This is a genomic window from Actinocrinis puniceicyclus (genome assembly GCF_018283645.1).
GTDB lineage: Bacteria > Actinomycetota > Actinomycetes > Streptomycetales > Catenulisporaceae > Actinocrinis > Actinocrinis puniceicyclus.
The window spans coordinates 1-1,648 of record NZ_JAGSXH010000300.1 but is presented as its reverse complement, the minus strand read 5'-3'; the positions used below and the strand labels follow the sequence as shown (position 1 = coordinate 1,648).

1 protein-coding gene is annotated in these 1,648 nt (G+C 69.3%); it reads left to right on the top strand.

Translation table 11 applies throughout. From position 1 onward, the window contains the following. Positions 1-1,648, top strand: a 1,648-nt coding sequence (locus tag KGA66_RS28890) for a type I polyketide synthase (RefSeq protein WP_211472762.1), incomplete at both ends; no start/stop codon positions are given.

Genomic DNA, 1,648 nt, shown 5'->3' with positions numbered 1-1,648 from the left:
CACTGCGCTCGCAAGCCCGGTCGGGCATGCTGCCCCCGCTGCTGCGCGGCCTGGTCAAATCGCCCGCCAAGGGCGCGGCCGCAGGCGGCGGGTCACTGGCCCAGCGACTGGCGGGCGTCGCCGAGGCGGACCGCGAACGCGTCGTGCTGGACCTGGTGGCGGCGCAGGTGGCGGCGGTGCTGGGGCACTCGTCGGCATCGGCCGTCGATCCGCAACGGCCGTTCAAGGACCTGGGCATCGACTCGCTCGGCGCGGTCGAACTGCGCAACCGGCTCACCCAGTCCAGCGGCGTGCGGCTGCCCTCGACGCTGGTGTTCGACCACCCGAGCCCGGCCGCGATCGCCCGTCTGTTGCTGACCGAGGTCGGCGCCGTCGAAGAGGTGGCGCGCCCGGTCGTACGCACGCGGCGCGCCACCGGGAAGGCCGATGAGCCGTTGGCGATCGTGGGTATGGCGTGTCGTTATCCGGGCGGGGTGAGTTCGCCGGAGGAGTTGTGGCGGCTGGTGGCCGAGGGCCGCGACGCGATCGGCCCGCTGCCGGCCGACCGAGGTTGGGACCTGGAGCGGCTGTATGACCCGAACCCGGACGTGTTGGGCACCGTCTACACGATGGGTGGTGGTTTCGTCGACGGCGTCGCTGATTTCGACGCGGGTTTCTTCGGGATCAGTCCGCGCGAGGCGCTGGCTGCTGATCCGCAGCAGCGCCTGTTGCTGGAGGGCGCGTGGGAGGCGTTGGAGCACGCGGGAATCGACCCGGCCTCGTTGCGCGGCAGCGACACCGGCGTGTTCACGGGTGTCGTGGCGCAGGATTACGGCGGCAACACGCCGGAGCTGGAGGGTTTCCGGCTGACCGGCGGCACGGCCAGTGTGGTCTCGGGCCGGGTGGCGTACACGCTGGGGTTGGAGGGCCCGGCGGTGTCGGTGGACACGGCGTGTTCGTCGTCGTTGGTGGCGTTGCATCTCGCGTCGCAGTCGTTGCGCTCGGGTGAGTGTTCGCTGGCGCTGGTCGGCGGTGTCACGGTGATGGCCGGTCCGTCGCTACTGATCGAGTTCAGCCGGCAGCGTGGCCTTGCTCCCGATGGCCGGTGTAAGTCGTATGCGGCGGGTGCGGACGGTACGGGTTTCTCCGATGGTCTGGGTCTGTTGGTGTTGGAGCGGTTGTCGGATGCGCGGCGCAATGGGCACCAGGTGCTTGCGGTGGTGCGTGGTAGTGCGGTGAATCAGGATGGTGCGAGTAATGGTTTGACTGCGCCGAATGGTCCGTCGCAGGAGCGGGTGATCCGGCAGGCGTTGGCGAACGCGGGTCTTTCGCCTTCTGATGTGGATGCGGTGGAGGGGCACGGTACGGGTACGAGGCTGGGTGACCCGATTGAGGCTCAGGCGTTGTTGGCGACGTATGGCCAGGACCGGACCACCGGTCCGTTGCGGTTGGGGTCGGTCAAGTCGAATATCGGGCATTCGTCGGCTGCGGCGGGTGTGGCCGGTGTGATCAAGATGGTGCAGGCGTTGCGGCACGGTCTGTTGCCCAAGTCGCTGAACATTGATGCGCCCTCTGCGCATGTGGACTGGTCGGCGGGCGGGGTCAGGTTGCTGACTGAGGCTGAGCCGTGGCCGGCCAACGGCAGGCCGCGGCGGGCCGGTGTCTCCTC